This is a genomic window from Paraburkholderia sp. BL10I2N1 (assembly GCF_004361815.1).
In the GTDB taxonomy this organism is placed as follows: domain Bacteria; phylum Pseudomonadota; class Gammaproteobacteria; order Burkholderiales; family Burkholderiaceae; genus Paraburkholderia.
The window spans coordinates 158,997-176,137 of record NZ_SNWA01000002.1 but is presented as its reverse complement, the minus strand read 5'-3'; the positions used below and the strand labels follow the sequence as shown (position 1 = coordinate 176,137).

14 protein-coding genes and 1 riboswitch are annotated in these 17,141 nt (G+C 65.0%); of the genes, 7 read left to right on the top strand and 7 right to left on the bottom strand.

Annotated features, from left to right (window positions below; all coding sequences use genetic code 11):
• Window position 1 precedes the first annotated feature (1 nt).
• From cobN to B0G77_RS22705, 3 genes are all read left to right on the top strand, one after another.
• The gene (gene cobN / locus B0G77_RS22715; RefSeq protein ID WP_133664370.1) at window positions 2–3,802 is read left to right on the top strand and encodes a cobaltochelatase subunit CobN; all 3,801 of its coding nucleotides are present in this window, start codon (window positions 2–4) and stop codon (window positions 3,800–3,802) included.
• Window positions 3,799–4,890, top strand: a complete 1,092-nt coding sequence (locus B0G77_RS22710) for an ATP-binding protein (RefSeq protein ID WP_133664369.1) — start codon at window positions 3,799–3,801, stop codon at window positions 4,888–4,890. Before cobN ends, B0G77_RS22710 begins: the two co-directional genes overlap by 4 nt.
• 80 nt (window positions 4,891–4,970) lie before the next feature.
• Window positions 4,971–5,561, top strand: a complete 591-nt coding sequence (locus B0G77_RS22705) for a VWA domain-containing protein (protein WP_133664368.1) — start codon at window positions 4,971–4,973, stop codon at window positions 5,559–5,561.
• Between the two features lie 50 nt (window positions 5,562–5,611).
• On the opposite strand, the gene B0G77_RS22700 is transcribed toward B0G77_RS22705, so the two are convergent.
• From B0G77_RS22700 to cobG, 5 genes are all read right to left on the bottom strand, one after another.
• Complete coding sequence (locus tag B0G77_RS22700) at window positions 5,612–6,511, bottom strand: flagellar brake protein (protein WP_243751169.1); 900 nt, start codon at window positions 6,509–6,511, stop codon at window positions 5,612–5,614.
• A 207-nt stretch (window positions 6,512–6,718) separates the two neighbouring features.
• On the bottom strand, window positions 6,719–8,425 hold the full coding sequence (gene cobJ, locus B0G77_RS22695; protein ID WP_133664366.1) for a precorrin-3B C(17)-methyltransferase: 1,707 nt from the start codon (window positions 8,423–8,425) through the stop codon (window positions 6,719–6,721).
• A complete protein-coding gene (locus B0G77_RS22690; RefSeq protein ID WP_133664365.1) occupies window positions 8,413–9,144 on the bottom strand; it encodes a precorrin-2 C(20)-methyltransferase in 732 nt (243 codons plus the stop codon). The genes cobJ and B0G77_RS22690 overlap by 13 nt, the downstream gene beginning before the upstream one ends.
• Window positions 9,145–9,771: a precorrin-8X methylmutase gene (locus B0G77_RS22685; RefSeq protein ID WP_133664364.1), complete on the bottom strand. Its 627-nt coding sequence runs from the start codon at window positions 9,769–9,771 to the stop codon at window positions 9,145–9,147.
• On the bottom strand, window positions 9,764–11,158 hold the full coding sequence (cobG, locus tag B0G77_RS22680) for a precorrin-3B synthase (protein ID WP_243751168.1): 1,395 nt from the start codon (window positions 11,156–11,158) through the stop codon (window positions 9,764–9,766). Before cobG ends, B0G77_RS22685 begins: the two co-directional genes overlap by 8 nt.
• Window positions 11,159–11,248: 90 nt before the next feature.
• A riboswitch (cobalamin riboswitch) is annotated at window positions 11,249–11,428 on the bottom strand.
• Between the two features lie 85 nt (window positions 11,429–11,513).
• On the opposite strand from cobG, the gene cbiE reads away from it, so the two are divergent.
• The 4 genes from cbiE to cobM all read left to right on the top strand — a co-directional run bounded on the left by cbiE (window position 11,514) and on the right by cobM (window position 15,343).
• On the top strand, window positions 11,514–12,722 hold the full coding sequence (gene cbiE, locus B0G77_RS22675; protein ID WP_133664363.1) for a precorrin-6y C5,15-methyltransferase (decarboxylating) subunit CbiE: 1,209 nt from the start codon (window positions 11,514–11,516) through the stop codon (window positions 12,720–12,722).
• Window positions 12,722–13,810 carry a cobalt-precorrin-5B (C(1))-methyltransferase gene (locus B0G77_RS22670; RefSeq protein ID WP_133664362.1) on the top strand — a complete coding sequence of 363 codons (1,089 nt, stop codon included), beginning with the start codon at window positions 12,722–12,724 and terminating at the stop codon, window positions 13,808–13,810. Before cbiE ends, B0G77_RS22670 begins: the two co-directional genes overlap by 1 nt.
• Complete coding sequence (locus B0G77_RS22665) at window positions 13,807–14,532, top strand: cobalt-precorrin-6A reductase (protein ID WP_133664361.1); 726 nt, start codon at window positions 13,807–13,809, stop codon at window positions 14,530–14,532. The genes B0G77_RS22670 and B0G77_RS22665 overlap by 4 nt, the downstream gene beginning before the upstream one ends.
• Before the next feature lie 70 nt (window positions 14,533–14,602).
• Window positions 14,603–15,343 (top strand): precorrin-4 C(11)-methyltransferase, encoded by a 741-nt coding sequence (cobM, locus tag B0G77_RS22660; RefSeq protein ID WP_133664360.1) that lies wholly within the window; start codon window positions 14,603–14,605, stop codon window positions 15,341–15,343.
• A 108-nt stretch (window positions 15,344–15,451) separates the two neighbouring features.
• Here the strand turns inward: cobM and B0G77_RS22655 are convergent, their stop codons facing one another.
• Window positions 15,452–16,930 (bottom strand): sodium:solute symporter, encoded by a 1,479-nt coding sequence (locus B0G77_RS22655; RefSeq protein ID WP_133664359.1) that lies wholly within the window; start codon window positions 16,928–16,930, stop codon window positions 15,452–15,454.
• Complete coding sequence (locus B0G77_RS22650; protein WP_133664358.1) at window positions 16,927–17,139, bottom strand: DUF3311 domain-containing protein; 213 nt, start codon at window positions 17,137–17,139, stop codon at window positions 16,927–16,929. Before B0G77_RS22650 ends, B0G77_RS22655 begins: the two co-directional genes overlap by 4 nt.
• Between the last annotated feature and the right edge of the window lie 2 nt (window positions 17,140–17,141).

Below are 17,141 nucleotides of genomic sequence, written 5' to 3'. Positions count from 1 at the left end.
TATGCATCTGCTGCGCACCACGCCAGGTGGCTTCGTCGACGATACCGCCGGCGTCATACGGATCGACCAGCAGCCGGCGGACATCGTCGTGCTCAGTTCGGCCGATACCACGTTGTCCCTGCTCGCAAGCGTTTTTCCGCGGCTGGGCGCGGATTTTCCGAGCCTGCGGCTCGCGAACGTGACGTTCCTGCGGCAGCCGGCGTCGGTGGATTTCTACGTCGAAGACGTGTTGCAGCATGCGAAGGTCGTGATCGTTGATCATCTGGGCGGCGAGACGTACTGGCCTTATGGCATCGAGCAGGTGGTCGCGCTCGCGGGGCGCAGGCAGCAACTGCTCGCAATGTTCTCCGGCGATCTGCAGGAAGATCCGAATCTGCTCGCGCGCAGCACGGCGGACGCTACGCTATGCCACCAACTGTGGCGCTATCTGCGCGAAGGCGGCGCGCAAAACGCGGAAGCGTTCCTGCGTTTCATCGCTTTCCGCGCGTTCGGCTGGGGGCGTGAGCCCGCACTGCCTCAGCCTTTGCCGGCGGCAGCGCTCTATCATCCTGCACGCGACGTGCCCACGGTGGCAGACTGGCAGGAGCGCTGGCGCCCCGGCGCGCCGGTTGCCGCGATCCTCTTTTACCGCGCGCATTTGCAGGCGGCGAACACAGCTGTGTTCGATGCGCTGATCGATGCGCTCGATGCACGGGGCCTGAATCCACTGCCGCTTGCGATCACGTCTCTGAAAGATGCGGTCAGTCGCGACGTGCTGCAGCAGCTGTGCACACAGCACGACGTGGCGTTAGTGCTGAACACGACGGCGTTCGCCGCGTCGGCGATTGACGATCCCGAGCCGTTGGCGCTCGCCGGCGATGCGCCCGTCATGCAGGTGATCCTGAGCGGCGGCAACCGCGACGACTGGGTCAAGGACAATCAGGGCCTCAATTCCCGCGATATCGCGATGCACATCGCGTTGCCCGAAGTAGACGGCCGCATCATTACACGCGCCATCAGCTTCAAGGGGCTTGCCTATCGTTGTCCGCACACCGAAGTCGACGTCGTGCGCTATCGGCCGGACCTCGAGCGGGTGGCGTTTCTCGCCGAACTGAGCCGGCGCTGGTGCCGCCTGCGGGGCATCACGAACTCGGACAAGAAACTCGCGCTGATCCTCGCGAACTATCCGGTAAGCGAAGGCCGGATCGGTAACGGCGTCGGGCTGGATACGCCAGCGTCAGTGGTCGGCATACTCGCTATGCTGCAAGAGCAGGGCTATCGCGTCGACAATTTGCCTGCCGATGGCGATGCATTGATGTGCACGCTGACCCAGGGCGTGACGAACGATCCCGTCGTGCGTGATCTGCGTCCTGCATTGCAAAGTCTTTCGCTGGATGACTATCTGACGTATTTCCAGCAACTGCCCGCCGAGGCGCGCGACGCGCTCAATGCACGCTGGGGCCCTCCAGAACAGGACTCGACGATCCGGCGTGGGCGCTTCATGATCGCGGGCTGGCGCTGCGGCCATGTGTTCGTCGGCATCCAGCCGGCCCGTTCACGCGACGGCGGCGATTACGCGAGCTATCACGACGCCGATCTCGTGCCGCCGCACGCTTACCTCGCATTCTATTTCTGGTTGCGGCACCGCTTCGATATCGATGCCGTCGTCCATGTCGGCAAGCACGGCAATCTGGAATGGCTGCCGGGCAAGAGCGTCGCGCTCAGCAATACGTGCTGGCCGGATCTGATTCTCGGGCCGATGCCGCATCTTTATCCGTTTATCGTCAACGATCCGGGCGAAGGCAGCCAGGCTAAGCGGCGTGCACAGGCCGTCATCATCGATCACCTGATGCCGCCGCTCACCCGCGCGGAGAACTATGGGCCGCTACAGGATCTCGAACGGCAGGTGGACGAATACTATGAAGCGTTGATGGTCGATCCGCGTCGTTCGAAGCTGCTGCGGCGAACGATTCTGGAAACCATCATCAAGCATCGCCTGCATGAGGAACTGAGTCTGAGTGTGCCGGACGGGCAGGACGCTGAAGACCTGCTGTTGACGCGTGCCGACGCGTACCTCTGCGAGTTGAAGGAAGCGCAGATCCGCGACGGCCTGCATACGTTCGGGCAATCGCCGCAGGGGGTGCAGCGCCGCGATACGTTGCTGGCGCTCGGGCGCTTTCCGGTTGGCGACGGGCAGGGTGCGAAAGCCGGTCTGATCGACGCGTTAGCGCGCGACCTCGCGGTCGATCACGTTTTCGATCCCTTGTCGGCTGACTGGTCTGCAGCGTGGGACGGCCCACGCCCCGAAATCCTGCAGCGTGTCAGTGATGCGCCGTGGCGACATAACGGCGACACGCGCGAACGTCTCGAACTGCTGGCAGCGGAACTGTTGCGGCGCGTGTGCGATGAAGATGCGCCTGATGCTTCACATGAGCCCTGTACGCTGCCCCAGGCGGAATGTGTTCTGGAACGGCTGCGCAACGACATACTGCCGCGCCTCGACGCATGCGGCCCGCAGGAAATGCTCCAACTGAAGCGGGGACTCGAAGGACGTTTCGTGCCAGCAGGGCCGAGCGGATCGCCTTCGCGCGGGCGCCCGGATGTGCTGCCCACCGGCCGCAACTTCTATTCGGTCGACACGCGCGCGGTTCCGACGCAGTCCGCATGGGCGCTCGGTCTCAAGTCCGCGCAGCAGCTTGTCGAGCGGCACGTCCAGGAGCATGGCGACTACCCGCGTGCGATCGGCCTCTCTGTGTGGGGCACGGCGACAATGCGTACCGGCGGCGACGATATCGCTCAGGCGCTCGCGCTGCTCGGTGTGCGACCGAAGTGGGCGCCGGGCAGCCACCGCGTTACCGACTTCGAGATCATGCCGATCGAGATTTTCGATCGCCCGCGCATCGACGTTACGCTAAGGGTGTCGGGCTTCTTCCGCGACGCGTTCGCGAACGTGATGCATCTGTTCGACGCTGCCGTGCAGGCGGTAGCCGAACTCGACGAACCCGAGGACCTGAATCCGATACGCGCGCGTGTCATGCGCGAGCGGGATGAATTGATCGCAGGTGGCATGGACGCAACCGAGGCGCGCAGGCGGGCAGGCTGGCGCGTATTCAGCGCGAAGCCGGGGTCGTATGGCGCGGGCCTGCAGGAAATGATCGACACGCGGCAATGGCAAACGGATAGCGATCTTGCGGGCGCGTATCAAGCCTGGGGCGGCTATGCCTACGCGCAGAAAAGTGCGGGCGAAGAAGCGCGGCAGGCGTTCGGCACGCGCCTCGCATCACTGGACGTCGTGCTGCAGAACCAGGACAACCGCGAACACGACGTGCTCGACTCGAACGACTACTACCAGTTCCAGGGCGGCATGGTCGCAGCGGTGCGACATCTGGCGGGCAACCAGCCGCATGTCTATCACGCCGACCACAGCAATCCGGCCGCGCCCCGTATTCGCACGCTGCATGAGGAGATCGCGCGGGTCATCCGTTCGCGCGTCGTCAATCCAAAATGGCTCGACGGCGTCAAACGGCATGGCTACAAAGGTGCGGCGGAAATCGCCGCAACCGTCGATTATCTCTATGGTTACGATGCGACTGCTCGCGTGGTTTCCGATCATCAATACGCGCTCGTTACGGACGCGTACCTGAATGACGCCGATACGCGTGCGTTCCTCGCCGGGCACAATCCACATGCGCTGCATGGCATCTGCGAACGCCTGCTCGAGGCGATGCAACGCGGCCTGTGGCAGAACCCCGGCGACTATCGCGAGCAGGTCGAAGAACATCTGCTGGCGAGCGAACAGCAACTCGAAGGAACACGACAATGAACGCATCGACGCAGCCCCGCGAAGCCACGGCGCCATCGCGTGCCAGCGCCGCGTTTCCGTTCGCCGCGCTGATCGCTCAGGAGCCGCTGCAGCAGGCGCTGCTGCTGGCGGCAATCGATCCCGGGCTGGGCGGTGTGCTGGTCAGCGGCCCTCGTGGCACGGCGAAATCCACGACCGCGCGCGCGCTCGCCGAACTGCTGCCCGAAGGGCAACTGGTGACCTTGCCGCTCGGCGCGAGTGAAGAGCGTCTGATTGGCACACTGGATCTCGAAACGGTGTTGCGTGACGGGTCGGTGAAGTTTTCACCGGGATTGCTGGCGAAAGCGCATCGTGGTGTGCTGTATGTCGATGAGATCAACCTGCTGCCGGATGCGCTCGTCGATGCGCTGCTCGACGCGGCGGCGAGCGGGGTCAACACCGTCGAACGCGATGGCATCTCGCACAGCCATGACGCGAGCTTCGTGCTGGTCGGCACGATGAATCCCGAAGAAGGCGAGTTGAGGCCGCAACTGATCGACCGCTTCGGCTTGATGGTGGAACTGCAAAACTGTTTCGATCCACAGATCCGTCAGCGGATCGTCAAGGCGCGGCTCGCGTTCGATTCCGATCCACTAGCGTTTCGCGCCGCGTATGCCGCGCAGCAGGCCGCGTACGTGCGGCGCATTCACGCGGCACGCGAACGCTTGCCGCGTCTCGTATTCGACGACGCGCTTCATGATCACGTCAGCAAGGTGTGTATCGAGGCCGCCGTGGACGGACTGCGCGCGGACCTGGTGATGCTGCGCGCGGCGCGCGCGCTTGCCGCGCTGGAGGACGACGCGGCAATCAGGACCGGTCATGTCGATCGCGTTGCTGACGCCGTGTTGCTGCATCGCCGCCATCCGCGCGACGCGCATACCGCGCCGCAAACGCCGGAGCGTCAGCGGACTCCGCCTGCGAATCCGGCGGCGTCGCAAGAGGCGCGTGTGCCGTCCGACCCCGAGAAAGGTCAAGGTCAGGGGCAGGGCGATTGGGGCTATCTGGAGCCGGAACCGACAGGAACCACGACGGTAAAAGGCGTCATTCCGCTACCAGCAAAAAAACGCTGAGCCATCGACAAAGCGCCGCCGCTGGGTTCCCCAGCGCTGTTCGATGGCCGCAGGCAGCAGGCGCAGGCAGGCGTGGCGCCATGCAACGCACGCAACGCACACGCATCGACTGGACGGCCACGCTCGCCGCCAAACGGCGCGAGCGGCTCGCGCCGGAACACCTGCGCTTCGTGCATGAAGCAGCCACGGGCAGCGTGCTGCACTGCTTCGTACTCGACTGTTCCGGATCGATGCTGAGCGGTCAGCAACTGGCGCTGGCCAAGGGCTTGCTCGTCGCGATGTTCGATCAGGCCGGCAAGGCTCGCGTGGAGGCGGCGCTCGTGTGTTTCGGCGGCGTTCGTGCCGATGTGCGCTTTGGGCCGGCTGTGCCGCGTTGGTGGAATGAGCGCTGGCTGCGTCCGGTGGGCGGCGGGGGCGGCACGCCGCTCGCACTCGGCGTACGCCGTGCGGCGCAGTTGCTCGAACGTGCGGCGCGCAAGAGACCGGCACAGCAGCGCTGGCTGTGGATGCTGACCGATGGGCGCAGCGGCAGCATGCCGGCGCGGCCCGCGATTGCCGATCAGATCGTTGTGGTCGATTTCGAGCGCGGGGCGCTCAGGCTCGGCCGGAGCGAACGGTTGGCGCGGGCGTGGGATGCAGCGTGGTGCACCCCTGAAGATCTGCTCGCGTAGCCGTTCGACTGACCGATTCAGACCATTGAGGGCCAATGAGGACCTCGGGTTCAGCGGGTCATGTTAGTCCAGATGTACGCGTCATCCTGACGATCGAACACGAACGCCTTGAGCGCGGTTTGCTGCACGGGTTCGAGCACATCGAATTCCAGACCGTGCGTCGTCAGCCCCTTTTCCATCTCGTCGGCTTGCAGGTTGCGGATAACCGCACGCGTTTCGATCAACGTTTCGACGTCCCCGGACTTGACCCAGAACGACAGGCGCAGGCGCTCGCCCACACGGCCCAGCGTTTTCGAAGCGGCAAGCGACAGGCCCAGCGCGCTGATGCCGTTGGCAATTCCGAGACCGTCGTAGAGGTCATTCGCTTCGCTGCCGTAGCGGACCGCGAGGTGGGCTCGCACGCGGATCGAGCGACGTTCGCGCAGCCGCCGGATGGCACCGGGCGGCGACAGGACCACGTAGTTGAATGGATAGTTGCACAGGGCCTCGACGGTGCACGTAAAGCGGTACACGGCCTGGCTGGCGATCGCAACGATATCGACGTTTTCGTTCACGGCGAGCGGTACCGGCCGGCCGTCCTGAAGTGGCGGCGTCACGAAGAGCGTCTGATTGGGCGCGAAGCCGATCACGCGGCTCGGATGCATCGGCCGGCCCATGCCGATCTGCGAGCGCATGCCGAGCAGCGCGCCGATGGTGAGATGCATGTCGGCGAGGCAGGTCGGCTGCGGCAACTCGGTTGTGGCAGCCAGCGACGCTCCGCTCCTCGCCGCCTCATCGATATCCCGGCGACGCGGCCTGAAATGCCGGAAGAGGAAATCGCGGTCCCCTTCGCTTGAGACAAGCGCGTCCTTTTCCAGCAGGACGGTGCCGTCATGATCGGTGACAGCCCATGCAAGCGGTGTACCTACGGGCAGATCTTCCCGGGCGAGAGCGGCGCTGGGCGTTGCCACGACAGGCTCTTCTACGATGCTGGAAGACATAGACGGACGACCTCATTTTGGTTCATACCGGTCGTATACGGCTGCCCCGGTATATAACTTTAGTGAGATTTCTAAAAGAACTGCACAAGGTCGATATTTATTCGATTTGGCATAAAATGCGCAACCGTTTGCGTCGACTTTACAAAGCCGATAACAACTTCAGTTAAGTCCTTGTGCTCACTTATACCAGCGCGGCGTATAAGTCCATTCACGATTGCCATTGAGCGAATAAGAACGCGTCAGAGACGAGCCGACAATAACCATGGTCCGCATATCGACGCTCTCCGCCCGCAGTTCGCCGAGCGTCGTGTGAGTGAGGGCCGCGCCAGGCCTGCCGATATCCCTTCCGAGCACGACCCTCGTCGATGGCGAGCGATATTCGCGGACGATATCCAGCGCCTTGTCGAGTTGCCACGGCCGCGCGCGCGAAACCGGGTTATAGAAAGCCATCGCGAGATCGGCTTCGGCGGCGTGTCTCAAGCGCTTCTCGATAATGGTCCACGGTTTGAGATTATCGGAGAGCGAGAGCATGCAAAAATCGTGGCCGAGCGGGGCACCTGCTTGAGCGGCAGTGGCCATGGCCGCAGACACGCCCGGCTGAATATCGAGTTCGACGGCCGCCCATTGGGCGTTATTCGAGGTTTCGAGCGCTTCAAGGACGGCGGCGGCCATCGCAAAGACGCCAGGATCGCCGGACGACACCATCACCACCGATCGTCCACTGCTGGCAAGCTCAAATGCGTGCCTTGCGCGCTGCATCTCCTCGCGGTTGTCCGTGCCGTGCACCTGCTGGTCGGCCCGGAACGGTCCGGCCATCTTCACGTAGGTTTCGTAGCCGAGAATGTCGGTCGCGGCGCTGAGCGCCGAGCGTACCGCCGGTGTCATCAAGCTGGCGTCGCCAGGCCCGAGGCCCACGACGGTCAGACGCCCGCGCGCCTGGCCGATGGCGGCCGGATCGACCGGTGCGAGCGTTATTGCCAGCGCCACGTCTGTTTCGCTGTGCAGCGCTTCGTAGGGCATGCGCATCGCTGTTTCGAGCATTCGCTCAGGTTGCGCATCGCTTGCCGCGACAGAGGCGAAGCGCAGCGGCACACCCAGAATATTGGCGGCTTCGGCCAGCACTGTGTTGCTCATGTGTTCAACCGGTGCGAGCAGCGCGGCAAGCGACAGCGGCGCGAGTCGACGTGCATCGAGCGCCTGCCGAATACGCTCGACGATGCTTCCGTCGACGACACCGGTCGCCGCCACAACGGTTTTCGGATGAATCAAAAGCTCGTCCGTGCGACCGTCCCACATGGCGGGGGTGATTCGTATCGCCAGACGAGCCGATTCCGCACGCGGCAACTGCGCATCGTCGAGCCACGGCGCGTCGCCTTCCACGCGCGTGCTTTCGCCGGCCAGCAGATCGGACACGAAGCGCTTGCCTTGCTCGAGACTCGATAGCGCGTAGCCATCGGGTGGATTGAGTACGCAGGTGCCGAAACGCAGTTCCCCGCTGGTCGTGATTGCTGGCGCAACATCCAGCGCTTCCGCGATTTCGCGTGCCATGACGTTGACGCCAGCAAGGCCGCCGAGCAGTGGCACAACCGCGCTGCCGTCTTCGGCAACGGCGAGCACAGGCGGCTCGGCGCCCTTGTTCGACAACCGCGATGCGACGCAGCGGATCACGATGCCCGCCGCACACAACACAACGAGGGGCGTGCCGCGCGCATACAGCTCGCGCAGATGTGCGCTGAGCTCCGCGTAAGCGATGTCGGCTTCGACACGCCCCTGCAAACCGTGCACCTGAGCGCCGGGATAGCGCGCCTGGATGTGACGCGCCGTGGCGAGCGCGCCTGTGCCGAGAATCACGATGGCCGGTGCGGGCACGTTCATCCTTGCCATTTTTCCCCCGGCACGACGAGCAGAGAAAAATACGGCGACGCCATCGGATCCACTTCGGCAAGTGGCACGATCCGCTGGTTTGTCATCGTGGCGCGCTCGACGTACAGCGCGCGCCCATCCAGCCCGAGTTCGCACAGCACGCGACGCACCTTGTCGAAGTTGCGGCCGAGCTTCATTACGACGGCGGCGTCCGAGTCGGCGAGCCGCCGCTTCAGTTCATCTTCCGGCAACACGCCGGACAGCACGGAAAGGCTCTGGTTGCGATACACGAGCGGCGACCCGAGCACGGCCGCCCCGCCCAGCATCGAACAGACGCCGGGCACCACTTCGGCTTCGAAACGGCCAGCGAGACGGTCGTGCAGATACATGTACGAGCCGTAAAAGAATGGGTCGCCTTCACAGATCACCGCGACGTCGCGGCCGGCGTCGAGATAGGCGGCGACGAATTCCGCGGCGGTGTCGTAGAAGTCGGCAATCACCGTTTCATAGGACAGCGGCGGTTCGAGTGCTTCGGTCGTGACGGGGTAGATGAGAGGCAGACGCGTTTGCGTATCGTCCAGATGCGCTTCGATGATGCCGAACGCGTTCCCCTTTTTTCCTTTCGCCGCGAAGTAGGCGACGACAGGCGCGGCCTTGAGCAGGCGCACCGCTTTCAGCGTAATCAGCTCGGGGTCGCCGGGGCCGACGCCGAGTCCGAAGAGACGTCCTCGTACCGTCATTTACTCCACCTCCGTCGCGAGTGCGTTGACCGCGGCAGCCGCCATCGCACTGCCGCCGCGCCGGCCCGCGACGATCACGAAAGGGACGCCGCGACTATCTTCGGCAAGCATCGCCTTCGATTCCTGCGCGCCGACAAAACCCACCGGAAAGCCAAGAATCAGCGCCGGACGCGGTGCGCCGGCATCGAGCATGTCGAGCAGATGGAAGAGCGCGGTGGGCGCATTGCCGATCACAACCACGCTGCCGGCAAGGTGCGGGCGCCACAGTTCGAGCGCGGCGGCGGAACGCGTGTTGCCGATTTCGCGCGCCTTCGCGGGCACCGACGCATCGCCCAGCGTACAGATAACCGGATTGTCGGCTGGCAGACGCGCGCGTGTGATCCCTTCAGCGACCATGCGCGCATCGCAGAGAATCGGTGCGCCGCGCGCGAGTGCCTCGCGGCCCGCTGTGCCGGCTCCGCGCGAAAACCGCAGATCGTCGACGACGTCGACCATGCCGCACGCGTGGATGACGCGCACCGCGAGCTTTTCAAGGTCGGCGGGAATGCGGCTCAGGTTGGCCTCCGCGCGGATCGTCGCGAAAGATTGGCGATAGATCTCCTGACCGTCGCGAATGTAATCAAGCATCGAGGGGGCTCCGGGCCAGCCGCTCCAGAGAGTCGGCGGCCTGTTCGATTGTCAGATGGTGCGCGATGCACTGCCCGAATCCGGGTGTGCCATCGCGACGATAAAGGTCGTAGCGAAGAGGCGCGACTGCGAGCAGCGTATAGGGTGCGCAATGGGCCGCCGCGCATGAACGGGGGCAGCCGCTCAGGTGCACTTCGACACGCTCTGGCAGCCGCGCAGCGAGGGCGCGTGCGTCGGCCTTTGTGTCGGTGTTGCCCTTCGCGCAGCCGGTCGAACCGGCACAGGCGATGACGCGTGTGAGCGGATCGGCGGGTTCGCAGGCGAGTCCTAATGACGCGAGTCGTTCAAGAGCGCCCGAGACGGCCTGCGGTTCGATGTCCGGTAGCAACACGCCTTGCCAGGGCGTCATGCGAACTGTTGCATTGCCGGATTCGGAGGCAAGCTCAGCAAGGCCGTGGAGCATCGGCGAGTCCATGCGCCCCAGCGGCGGTTGTCCGCCCACATGCCACAAACCGTCTGCATTTTGCGGATGTGCACCGAGTCGAAATGACGCGTCGGCAGGAACGCGGCGCCACGCCCGTACGGATTGCCTGCGCAACAGGGTGAAATTGACTCGTCGCTCCACGCGTTCCAGAATGGTGTCCGAAGAATGTGTCGCGAGCAGATTACGCATGCGGGTGTCGTCGGGGAAAGCCAGTTCCAGGAACGTGTCCAGCAGCGCGCAGACAAGCTCTGGCACCTCGGATGGCTCGACCGCGGCAAGCGCCGGAGTGAGTGCGGCGTCGCTTCCGGCGACAGGCGGGCAGCCCGCCAGACCGAATGCGAAGCGCACGCGAGCGCCATCGGGCATCGCGGCAAGCCAGATATCGTGCGGATGATCGAGCCTAGCGAGCCGCTCGCCGCCGTCGAGCAGCAGTGCAAATTTCGGAGACAGCCCGGCGAAACGCGGTGTGCCTTGCAGCAGCGCGAGAATCTGCGCCGCAAGCGGCGTCGTGTCGATCAACGCATGGGAGTCTCGTCCCGCGAGCGGGCTTGTCATCAGGTTGCGGACATCGTCGCGGGCGCTGGCGCTCATGCCATCCGTGGCCTCTGCGCCGCCGCGCGGCCCGAGCCCCGCTTCCAGCAGGCGTTCGACCAGCGCCGTTTCGTGGCCTGCCCGTACACCGCGTATCTGCAGGTTCGAGCGATTGGTCGCCTCGATCACGCCGGATCCGTGTTGCCGCGCGGCGTCCGCGATCGCGAGTGCCTCTGGCGCACGCAGTTCTCCGCACGGCAGTGTGATCCTGCAGATGCCGCCGTCGCGCGCCGGCACGATGCGCAGCAGGCCGGGACAGGCCGAGGGGCGCAGCGTGGCAGGCAATACGGCGGGAGTCGGAGTGTGATTCAAGGGGGCACCGGGTTAGCGTCGCGCGACGGCCCGAGCAACCCGCGAAAGGGGCAATGCTGCGGCATCGGTACACCCCGCCCGATGTTGGCTGGCACGAACAGTCTCGCCGGCAGGTCTCCTGGCTGGCAGGTCGTCGTCTGCACCGGCCTTCCCGGTCGAACCAGTGGCGCAGGTAAAGTGCGGACTCGCTGCATACAGTTGCGGGGGCAGCCACAGTGGCACTGTGTTCCCTCTTCGGCCCCGAAGGGCACCGGCGAACGCTGTATTATGCCTTTTTTCGAACAGCGCAAGTACGCTGCGGCCTTGGTTGGCGTGCCGCGGCAGTGATATCGGGATTCTGAATGGAGAGGGATGCATGCCGGCATGGCTGACCGTGGTGGGGATGGGCGATGACGGTTTTGCCGGTCTGGGACGGACGGCGCGACGCGCATTGCTCGATGCGTCCGTCGTCTACGGCGGCGAGCGCCATCTTGCGATGCTGCCGGCCCGCCTGCGCGCCCGGCGCGAGCCCTGGCCGCGGCCGTTCGACGTGGCGTCCGTGCTGGCGCATCGTGACGCGGCCGGCCCGATCTGTGTGCTGGCAAGCGGCGATCCGATGCTGTTCGGCGTCGGGGCGACGCTCGCGCGGCAGCTGCCCGCCGACGAGCTGCGGGTGCTGCCCGCGCCGTCGTCGCTGTCGCTTGCGGCCGCGCGTCTTGGCTGGCCGTTGCAGGACGTCGCGACGGTGTCGCTGGTCGGGCGGCCGCTGGCGACCGTGAATGCGCATCTGCACGACGGCACGCGTCTTTTCGTCCTGAGCAGCGACAGCGGCACGCCCGCTGCGATCGCAGCCCAGCTCACTGCGCACGGCTTCGGCCCCAGCCGGATGATCGTGCTGGAGCATCTGGGCGGCGCGGCGGAGCGGCGCATCGACGGTCGCGCCGAGGCGTGGAGCGCCGACAGTATCGCCGCGTTGAACCTGATCGCCATCGAATGCCGCGCGGCAGACGATGCCCGCGTGCTGCCGCTGACAAGCGGGCTTCCCGACCATGCCTGGTTGCACGACGGCCAACTGACCAGGCGCGACATCCGCGCGATCACGCTCGCGCGTCTTGCGCCGAGGCCAAACGAGTTGCTGTGGGACGTCGGCGCGGGTTGCGGCTCCATCGGCATCGAATGGATGCGCGCGCATCCATCCTGCCGGACGATTGCCATCGAGGCCCATCCCGAACGTCAGCGCTTTATCGAACACAATCGCGATGCGCTGGGGGTGCCGGCGTTGCAGATCGTCGCTGGCCGGGCGCCCGACGCGCTCGACGGCCTCGCTGCGCCCGATGCGATCTTTATCGGTGGCGGCGTGACCGTGCCGGGCGTGCTCGACACATGCTGGCAGCGGCTGAAAAGCGGCGGCCGGCTGGTCGCCAATGCCGTGACGCTGCAGGGCGAAGCGGCCCTGGTTGCGTGGCGCGACAGCCACGGCGGCACGTTGACGCGCATCGCGCTTGCGCAGGCGCAACCGCTCGGCGGCTTCGATACATGGCGCCAGGCGTTGCCGATTACCCTGCTCGAATCCCGCAAGCCGTGATGCGTGACGAAACCCCCGAACAGCCCGTACCACTGCGCAGCGGCTATACGACCGGCAGTTGCGCGACGGCGACGTCGCTCGCCGCTGCGCGGCTGCTGCTGACGGGAGTCGCAAGCGACGTGGCCGAAATCGTGCTGCCAAAGGGCCAGCACGTGCCGATGCCGCTCGTGTTTTGCCGCCTGACCGGCGACGGCGCGGAAGCGGGCACGATCAAGGATGCAGGCGACGATCCCGACGTGACGCACGGCGCCGTGGTGTTTGCCCGCGTGCGCTTGCGCGCGGAGCCGGGCGTGAGTTTTCATGCGGGCCCTGGCGTCGGCACGGTCACGCGTGCGGGGCTGACGCTGGCCGTCGGCGAACCCGCGATCAACCCCGTGCCGCGTCAGATGATGACGACGCACCTCATCGAGCTTGCCGCCGAACAGGGCTATGCGGGCGGCTTCGAGGTGACGATCGGCGTCGAAGGCGGCGAGGCGCTCGCGCTGAAGACGATGAACCCGCGGCTCGGCATCGTCGGCGGGCTGTCTATTCTTGGGACGACGGGCATCGTCCGGCCGTTTTCGTGCTCAGCGTATATCGCGTCGATTCATCAGGGCATCGATGTCGCGCGGGCCAACGGCTACATGCATATCGCCGCGTGCACAGGAAACGCAAGCGAAGACGCGATGCGCAGGCACTACCAGTTGCCCGATATCGCCCTGATCGAGATGGGCGATTTTGTTGGCGCTGTGTTCAAGCATGTGCGTCGCGCGCCCGTCGAGCGCCTGAGCGTGTGCGGAGGTTTCGGCAAGCTCAGCAAGCTCGCAGCGGGGCATCTCGATCTGCATAGCCGCACCTCGAGCATCGATCTCGCTCAACTCGCGACGTGGGCTGCGGAGCACGGCGCGGACGACACGCTGCAGGACGCCATCCGTATATCGAACACCAGCCAGCAGGCGATGGCGATCGCGCGCGCCGCGGGCATCCCGCTCGGCGATATCGTGTGCCGCCACGCGTTGCGGGTGGCACGCGATATCGTGCCGGCGAGCGTGAAGGTCGAGATGTTCACCATCGACCGGCAGGGCAACATCACGGGCGTCGCGCAATGACACGCATCCTGTTGCTCGGCGGCACCGGCGATGCGCTGCAGATCGCACGGCAACTCGGTCCCGAACACGTCTATAGTCTCGCGGGTCTCGGCAAGGTGCCGACTGATCTGGCTTGCGCGGTGCGTGTCGGCGGCTTTGGCGGCCCCAAGGGGCTGGCGGATTACCTGAGGGCGGAGGGCATCGGACTGCTGGTCGATGCAACCCATCCGTATGCCGCGCAGATCAGTGCGAATGCCGCGTCTGCGTGCGCGACGGCGGGCATTCCGTGCTGGCGCGTGCGGCGCTCGCCCTGGCAGCCGCAGGCGGACGACGACTGGCGCGTGGTCGACGACTGGGCTGGCATTGTCGCCGCACTTGCTTCGTTCCATCGACCGCTTTTCACGCTCGGGCGCGAAGCGCTTACTTACCTCGACGAGGTGCCCGCCCATCAGTTCTGGATCGTGCGCTGTCTCGACGCACATGCAGGAAGCGCACGCGCCCGCGTGATGGATGCGCGCGGGCCGTTTACCGTCGATGGCGAACACAGGCTCTTCGACGAGCATCGGATCGACGTGGTGGTCAGCAAGAACAGCGGCGGCAAGGCGACCGAAGCCAAACTGAAGGTGGCGCGCGCGCTCGGTTTGCCGGTCGTGATGCTGCGTCGTCCGACGCTGGCGGCAGTGGATCGCGAGTTCGACGGCCCGGCTGACCTGCTCGGCACGTTGCGAAGTGAGCTTCCCTAAAGCACTGAACACACCAGGAACGCGTGCAGATCATCATGCCATGCACGCGGATCGAATCACGGAGTCGTACATGACGGTATTTTTCATCGGCGCAGGACCGGGCGATCCTGAACTGATCACGGTCAAGGGGCAGCGTCTTGTGCGCAGTTGCCCGGTCATCCTGTATGCCGGGTCGCTGGTTCCTGAAGCCGTGCTCGAAGGCAATAGCGCGGAGCGCGTCGTGAATACGGCCGAACTGAATCTCGACCAGATCGTCGCACTGCTTGAAGAGGCGCATCAGAAAGGACAGGACGTCGCGCGCGTGCATTCCGGCGATCCCTCGCTGTACGGCGCAATCGGCGAGCAGATCCGCCGGCTGAACGCATTGAACATTCCGTATGAGATCGTGCCGGGCGTGACGGCGACGGCAGCGTGCGCGGCCTCGCTCGGATGCGAACTGACGTTGCCGGACGTCTCGCAGACACTGATCCTGACGCGCTACGCGAGCAAGACGACCATGCCGGCAGGCGAGGCGCTCGGCGACCTCGCGCGACATCGCGCCACGATGGCAATTCATCTGGGCGTGAGGCATCTGGCCAGAATCGTCGATGAACTGCTCCCGCACTACGGCGCGGATTGTCCCGTTGCGGTGGTCTATCGGGCGAGCTGGCCCGACGAGGAACGCGTGAGCGGGACCCTGGCGGACATCGGTGAAAAGGTGCAGGGCACGCAGATCGAGCGTACGGCGCTGATACTCGTCGGGAGAGTGCTGGCCGCCGATGCGTTCAGCGATTCCTCGCTGTATGCGAAGACGCATCGACAGGCTGTCTGATCGACTGGCGGCGTTGGGCCCGCGTGTGTCGATCCGTCGCGGCGCCCTGAGCCGCCGTGAGCGAAAGCAGGGAAGCCGCGACGAACGAGACGCGAGTTAGGGCAAGGCCTAGTGCAGATGGACGTGTGAAGCTTTGGCTGCCGCTCGCGGCTGGGTTACCGCGCTGACGGCAATCAACACGATCACGTTCACAGCAAGCGCCAGGAACCCGATGTTCACGTCCTTGAAACCATCGGACAGGAACGGGAACAGTTGCCCTACGCTCAGGTGCATCGTGCTCGTCAAGGCGACAACAGCCACACCGGCCAGAATCCCGCAGAACGCACCCTGTTTCGTCGCACGGTTGCGCTTGAAGAGACTGCACAGCAGAGCAGGGAACAGTTGCGTGACAAAGCTGTATCCCATCAGCAGCAGCGCGACGATCGTCTCCCCTCCGTTGAGCGTAAAGGTGACCGCAACCAGTGCGACCACCGGAACCAGCAGGCGCGCGAGCCGGCCCACCGTGGCGTCGGAGGCCTTCTTCTGCAACGCGCCGCGGTAGACGTCATTCGCCAGAAGCGTGGAAGCGCTCGTGAGAATCATCGAGCCCGGCACGAGCGCCGTGAGCACGCCCGCTGCGCCGATCACACCGACGAGCCACGGGTCAAACGTCAGGATGGACAGGCGGAACAGCGACAGGTCGATATCGCCGCCTTTCAGACCCGGCACCCTGAGCGTTGCCGCAAAACCGACGAAAAACACAAACAGCAGGATCAACTGGTAAAGCGGCAGGATCATCGCGTTACGCCGGAAGATCCGCTCGTCGCGTGCCGTGAAGATCGAGCCGAACGTGTGTGGCCACATGAAGAAGCCAAGCGCGGTCAGGAGCACCGTCGACTGGAACCACGAGACGCTCGAACCCTTCGCCGGGAAGGTCAGGAAGCCGGGACGGGCGGCGTCGATGGCGCGGAACATGTCGCTCAGGCCGCCGTAGTGATGAATCGGCAGATAGATGCCGAGGAACAGCACGATCGCAAGAATCAGCACATCCTTGACCACCGAGTTCCACGCCGATCCGCGCACGCCCGAAACCATCACGTACGCAGTGACGACAGCCGCCCCGATCCAGATCGCCGCGGTCGACGATATCACGCCATACGACGCAGTCGCGACGATGATGCCGAGCCCCTTCAGTTGCAGTACGAGATACGGAATCAGCGCGGCGACACCCACGAGCGAGACCAGCACGCCCAGCGCGGGACTGTCGTATTTGCGGGAGAAGAAGTGCGACTGGGAAACAAGCCGTTGCGCCTTGGCGTAGCGCCAGATCGGCGGCAGCATCCAGTACGACAGAATGTACGCGAGCGTCCCGTAGGCCAGAATGTAATAGACCGGCGCACCTTTGCCGTAGGCGAAACCGCTGCCGCCGAGAAACGTGAACGTCGTGTAGATTTCGCCCGCCATCAGCAGGAACACGAACGCAGTGCCGAAGCTGCGGCCGCCAACTGTCCACTGCTCGAGGTTCATGTCGTGCCCGCGCCGGGCACGCACGCCAAGGAACAGCGCGAACGCCGTTACGGCCGCAATGAGGATGAGTGCGCTGCTCATGACTGCACCTGGGCTTCGTCAACGGGTTCGCGGTTGGCTGGGTCGAAGGCATAAATGATCGCCATGATCGCTGCCCCGAGCACGACCCACATCACAATCCAGGCGAGTACGAGCGGCATGCCGAGCACGAGCGGCTCGACCCGGTTGACGAAAGGAACACCAAGCAGGATACCGATGAAGGGTAAGGCAGCCAGCAAACGCAAGGGCATGG

Excerpts from the sequence above, each read along its gene's own strand:
- cobN (WP_133664370.1), top strand. The coding sequence starts at position 2 with ATGCATCTGCTGCGCACCACGCCAGGTGGCTTCGTCGACGATACCGCC.
- B0G77_RS22710 (WP_133664369.1), top strand. The coding sequence starts at position 3,799 with ATGAACGCATCGACGCAGCCCCGCGAAGCCACGGCGCCATCGCGTGCC.
- B0G77_RS22705 (WP_133664368.1), top strand. The coding sequence starts at position 4,971 with ATGCAACGCACGCAACGCACACGCATCGACTGGACGGCCACGCTCGCC.
- cobJ (WP_133664366.1), bottom strand. The coding sequence starts at position 8,425 with ATGGCAAGGATGAACGTGCCCGCACCGGCCATCGTGATTCTCGGCACA.
- B0G77_RS22690 (WP_133664365.1), bottom strand. The coding sequence starts at position 9,144 with ATGACGGTACGAGGACGTCTCTTCGGACTCGGCGTCGGCCCCGGCGAC.
- B0G77_RS22685 (WP_133664364.1), bottom strand. The coding sequence starts at position 9,771 with ATGCTTGATTACATTCGCGACGGTCAGGAGATCTATCGCCAATCTTTC.
- cbiE (WP_133664363.1), top strand. The coding sequence starts at position 11,514 with ATGCCGGCATGGCTGACCGTGGTGGGGATGGGCGATGACGGTTTTGCC.
- B0G77_RS22670 (WP_133664362.1), top strand. The coding sequence starts at position 12,722 with ATGCGTGACGAAACCCCCGAACAGCCCGTACCACTGCGCAGCGGCTAT.
- B0G77_RS22665 (WP_133664361.1), top strand. The coding sequence starts at position 13,807 with ATGACACGCATCCTGTTGCTCGGCGGCACCGGCGATGCGCTGCAGATC.
- cobM (WP_133664360.1), top strand. The coding sequence starts at position 14,603 with ATGACGGTATTTTTCATCGGCGCAGGACCGGGCGATCCTGAACTGATC.
- B0G77_RS22655 (WP_133664359.1), bottom strand. The coding sequence starts at position 16,930 with ATGAGCAGCGCACTCATCCTCATTGCGGCCGTAACGGCGTTCGCGCTG.
- B0G77_RS22650 (WP_133664358.1), bottom strand. The coding sequence starts at position 17,139 with ATGCCCTTGCGTTTGCTGGCTGCCTTACCCTTCATCGGTATCCTGCTT.